The sequence below is a fragment of the Mesorhizobium sp. M7A.F.Ca.CA.004.04.2.1 genome (assembly GCF_004022825.1).
In the GTDB taxonomy this organism is placed as follows: Bacteria; Pseudomonadota; Alphaproteobacteria; order Rhizobiales; family Rhizobiaceae; genus Mesorhizobium.
In genome coordinates, this window is sequence record NZ_RZPH01000533.1 from 1 (window position 1) to 4,099 (window position 4,099).

The following is a 4,099-nucleotide window of genomic DNA, read 5'->3' on the forward strand; positions in this document are numbered from 1 at the left end:
GCCCGAGGCAAGCCCAGACCAGGCTCGCCAGGCGATAGACGCCGCCCGCAAGGCGCAGAAGGCTTGGGGGCTCAAATCGCCTCTTGCCCGTGCGGCGATCATGAAGCGGATCGCGGTCTTGATCCGGCAGAACGCCCGGCATCTGGCCGAGGTGGTGGTCAGGGAACAAGGCAAACCGATCAATGAAGCAATAGGTGAAGTCGGCGGCGCAGCCGAGTTCTTCGACTACTACGCCGAATTTGCCCGTCGCATTCAAGGTGAGATCTTGCCGTCCGACTACGCGGGAGAGCAGGTCTGGATACAGCGTGTACCGGTAGGCGTTGTCGCCGCCATCATTCCGTGGAATTACCCGAGCGCCTTGGTCAGCCGAAAGGTGGCGCCCGCCATGATCGCCGGCGACACCATCGTCCTCAAACCACATGAAGACACGCCGCTTTCGGCGCTCGAAATGGCTCGCATCTTTGTCGAAGCGGGCGTGCCGGACGGCGTGGTGAACATCATAACGGGACGGGGTGAAACCATAGGCGAAGTGCTCTGCACGGAACCCGGCGTCGACCTCATCACCATGACTGGAAGCGTACCGACCGGTAAGCGCATCATGGCGAACGCTTCGCGCAATCTGACGCCTGTTTCGCTGGAGCTTGGCGGCAAGGCGCCATTCATCGTCCTGGCTGATGCCGATCTCGACCTGGCGGTTCGTTCCGCAGCCACGTCGCGATACATGAATTGCGGACAGGTCTGCATTTGCAACGAACGCACGCTCGTTCACCGTTCGATTTACGATCAGTTCGTCACACGCTTTGTGGAATTCTCCAAGTCGCTCGTCGTCGGTGATCCGATGCACACAAATACCGATATCGGCCCGAAAGTCAGCCGTGAAGAGTTGGAAAAGGTCGAGGCGGTGCTTGCGGAAGCCGTGGCGGGCGGCGCGAGGCTTGCTCTCGCCGGTGGGCGCCCGACCAAGGCGCCCGTCGATGGCGGCTACTGGCTCAATCCGACCGTACTGACAGATGTGACGCCTGACATGCCGATCATGACGCGCGAAATCTTCGGCCCGGTCGTGCCGATCATGCCCTTCGACACTTTCGAGGAGGCTGTCAGCATCACCAATGCCAGCAACTATGGCCTGTCGGCCTATCTTTTCACCAATGATCTGGGCCGCGTCATGAACGCCGTCAACGAGGTTTCGTTCGGCGAGATCTACGTGAACCGGATCGGACCGGAAATGCTGCAGGGTTTCCATGTCGGCTTCCGCGAAAGCGGGCTGGGCGGCGACGACGGCGTGCATGGGCTCGAGAGCTACATGCGCAAGAAGACGGTCTACGTGAACTATTCGGGTGCCGCCACGGCGGCATTGATGCCTTACGGGCGCTGAACAGCGCCCAACCAGTACGACCAGCCAGGTCGCCACCCGGCCGCTACGGCCGTTTCATATGATCGGGAGGAATGAAATGCACTATCGTGGATTTATGGCGGCCGCCTTGGCGTTGGCGCTATCGGGACTGGCCGGATCGTCGGCTCTCGCCGATGACACCATCCCACCGGAAGCACAAGCTCTGCTCGAGCCGCTGCCCCTGTCGCCGAGAGGCCAACCCGTCCCAGGCTTCCCGGATGGTCCGCCGGCGGTGTCGCCGGACGTGCTGAAATTCTCCGATGAGGACCTTGCCAAGCTCAAGGCGGGAAAGTTTACCGCTGGACTGGTGATGCACACCATGGATGCCGGCTGGCCTCAGTTGCAGGTCGCCGGAATCAGCAACACGCTCAAGGACCTCGGTATCGAGGTCGTAGGAACCACCGACGCCAAGTTCCAGCCCGGCCAGCAAATCAGCGATCTGGAGCAGATGACCGCCCGCAAGCCGGACGTAATCTTCTCGATTCCGATCGATCCGAAATCTGAGTCCGAAGCCTACAAGAAGGCGGCGGCAGCCGGCATCAAGCTGGTTTTCATGGACAACGTCCCGGTCGATATGGCCCCGGGCAAGGACTATGTGACCGTTGTCGCCTCCGACAATGAAAAGAATGCCTATTTCGCCGCGCAGGAACTTGTCGGGGCGATTGGCGGCAAGGGTGAGGTCGGCATCATCACGCTGGTTTATGACTATTACTACTCCGTCGCGGCCCGCAAGGTCGGTGCCTTGAAGGCATTCGGCGAACATCCCGATATCAAGGTCGCGGATGTCGGCACCTTCACGGCGCCAGAGAAGGCCTACGAGGTTGCCACCGCAATGTTGACGGCGCATCCCGACATGAAGGGTATTTTCGTTGCCTGGGACACGCCCGCCCAGCAAGTCGTGGCCGCGGCAAAGACACTCGGCCGCGACATCGTCGTCACCACGAATGACATTGCCGCGGACAGCGCGCTGAACGTTGCACGCGGCGAATTTCTGGCCGTAGGCGCGCAGCGTCCCTACGACCAGGGCGTCGCCGAGGCCAAGGCGGCCGCGCTTGCGTTGCTTGGACATGACGTCCCGCCATACATTTCGGTGCCGACGTTGCGCGTCAAGAAGCTCGACCTTCTCAGCGCCCTCAAGCTGGTCACCAAGGAAGATGCTCCAGCCTCAGTGGTAAAAATCTGCAACGGCAAGTGCTTCTAGCCCCCTTGTTCCGTCGGCGGGCTCCAACAGTCCGCCGACGCTCCCGAGCGACCGAGAAAATCGTCATGGCCGAAGCGAAAACGTCACCGTCCCAGAACGCGATTGTAGCGATGCAACGCATCAGCAAGTCGTTTGGCGCGAACCGCGTGCTGTCTGATATTTCATTCGAGGTCATGGCCGGTGAAACACACGCGCTGCTCGGCGAGAACGGTGCGGGCAAATCGACGCTCATGAAGATTCTCATGGGAGCCTATCGAACGGATGAGGGCCGCATTCTGTTCGCCGGAGAGGACGTCACCAGCTTGTCGCTTCGCGAGAGGATCGATCGCGGTATTGCAATGATCTTCCAGGAACTGAGCGTCTTGCCGAACCGCTCGGTTGCCGAAAACCTCTTTGTCCTTCGCGAGCCCCTCTCCTTTGGCCGGCGTATCAACAGCAGAAAAATGGTTCGTGATGCCCAGGCTCTGATCGAGCGGTACGCCTTCTCGCTTGATGCTTCTGCGCGCGTGGGCGATCTGGCCTTCGCCCAACGGCAGATGGTCGAGATCCTCAAGGCGATCTCGCGGGGCGCCAAGCTGCTCGTCATGGATGAGCCGACTTCATCTCTGACCATCCACGAGGAAGAAACGCTTTTTCGCACCATCGGTCAGCTAAAGCAGGGCGGAATCGGTATCGTCTACATCAGCCATCGCATGGCCGATGTGCTGCGGCTTTCGGATCGCATTTCGATCATCAAGGATGGGCGACTGGTTGGCCCACTTGATCCGAGCAAGACATCCATCGAGGATATCGCCGCGATGATGTCACGGCCAAGGGGCGACGCACCTTTGCCGACCGCAGCAGCGCCCACAAAACGCCGCCCGGCAACGTCGGTCGGGGCGCCGGCCCTTGAGGTCCGCGATCTAGCCACGTCGCGCAAGCTGTCCGACGTATCGTTCTCGATCGATCCAGGCGAGATCGTCGGTCTTGCCGGGCTTGTCGGCAGCGGCCGCTCGACCTTGGGCAAGGCCTTGTTCGGTATCCTTCCGGATGTATCCGGCCACATCACCGTCGCAGGAGAATCCGTTCGGCTGGGCAGCGTCCGCGGGGCCATCACTGCTGGTGTGGCCCTTGTTCCAGAAGACCGCCGGCTCGAAGGGCTTGTTGGCGGGCGCTCCATCGAGGAGAATCTTGCGCTTCCCCGCCTTTCCGATTTCTCGCTCGCGGGTCCCTTTGGACCGATGGCAAAGGCCCGGATAGCGGCTTTGTTCAGACAATACCGCGACGACCTTAATATCCTGTGCCGCGGTCCCTTACAAAAAGCCCAGGAGCTTTCGGGCGGCAATCAGCAGAAGATTGTCTTCGCAAAATGGCTGGCAATGAAGCCGAAGCTGTTGATCCTAGATGAGCCAACTTCCGGCGTGGACGTCAATGCCAAGCGCGATATGCGCGAGCTTGTGCGCCGCACGGCAGGCGATGGCGTCGCCGTGCTGCTCATTTCTTCGGAACTCGAAGAACTTCTGGAT

At 60.6% G+C, this 4,099-nt stretch carries 3 protein-coding genes; all 3 read left to right on the top strand.

Features of this window, described 5'->3' with window-relative positions:
• A partial coding sequence (aldA, locus tag EN893_RS21865) for an aldehyde dehydrogenase (RefSeq protein ID WP_128361768.1) occupies nt 1-1,375 on the top strand: 1,375 nt, incomplete at its 5' end.
• Between the two features lie 76 nt (nt 1,376-1,451).
• Complete coding sequence (locus tag EN893_RS21870; RefSeq protein WP_164748684.1) at nt 1,452-2,594, top strand: substrate-binding domain-containing protein; 1,143 nt, start codon at nt 1,452-1,454, stop codon at nt 2,592-2,594.
• Nucleotides 2,595-2,659: 65 nt separating this feature from the next.
• On the top strand, nt 2,660-4,099 hold a 1,440-nt coding region (locus tag EN893_RS21875), incomplete at its 3' end, for a sugar ABC transporter ATP-binding protein (protein WP_164901009.1).